General features: G+C 47.5%; 1 rRNA gene (only partly in view). It reads left to right on the forward strand.

The window, feature by feature from the left end:
• A 16S ribosomal RNA gene (locus GJU00_RS00010) occupies positions 1-1,003 on the forward strand; it begins 178 nt to the left of the window's first position.
• Positions 1,004-1,009 lie beyond the last annotated feature (6 nt).

The following is a 1,009-nucleotide window of genomic DNA, read 5'->3' on the forward strand; positions in this document are numbered from 1 at the left end:
AGCGTTAATCGGAATTACTGGGCGTAAAGAGCACGTAGGCTGTTAATTAAGTCAGATGTGAAATCCCTAAGCTTAACTTAGGAACTGCATTTGAAACTAATTAGCTTGAGTTTCGTAGAGGGGGGTAGAATTCCAGGTGTAGCGGTGAAATGCGTAGATATCTGGAGGAATACCAGTGGCGAAGGCGACCCCCTGGACGAATACTGACGCTCAGGTGCGAAAGCATGGGGAGCAAACAGGATTAGATACCCTGGTAGTCCATGCCGTAAACAATGTCGACTTGAAGGTTGTAAGCTTGACTTATAGCTTTCGTAGCTAACGCGTTAAGTCGACCGCCTGGGGAGTACGACCGCAAGGTTAAAACTCAAATGAATTGACGGGGGCCCGCACAAGCGGTGGAGCATGTGGTTTAATTCGATGCAACGCGAAAAACCTTACCTGGTCTTGACATCCATGGAATTTAATAGAGATATTTTAGTGCCTTCGGGAACCATGAGACAGGTGCTGCATGGCTGTCGTCAGCTCGTGTTGTGAAATGTTGGGTTAAGTCCCGCAACGAGCGCAACCCTTATCCTTTGTTGCCATCAGTTAGGCTGGGAACTCAAAGGAGACTGCCGGTGATAAACCGGAGGAAGGTGAGGACGACGTCAAGTCATCATGGCCCTTACGACCAGGGCTACACACGTGCTACAATGGTATATACAAAGGGAAGCATCCTCGCAAGAGTAAGCGAATCTCACAAAATATATCTTAGTTCGGATTGGAGTCTGCAACTCGACTCTATGAAGTCGGAATCGCTAGTAATCGTAGATCAGAATGCTACGGTGAATACGTTCCCGGGCCTTGTACACACCGCCCGTCACACCATGGAAGTGGGTTGTAAAAGAAGTAAGTTGCTTAACCTTTCTTTATTTGGAGGGCGCTTACCACTTTATGATTCATAACTGGGGTGAAGTCGTAACAAGGTAACCGTAGGGGAACCTGTGGTTGGATCACCTCCTTTACTATA

Origin of the sequence: Enterobacteriaceae endosymbiont of Donacia simplex (genome assembly GCF_012568645.1) — a bacterium.
Taxonomy (GTDB): domain Bacteria; phylum Pseudomonadota; class Gammaproteobacteria; order Enterobacterales; family Enterobacteriaceae.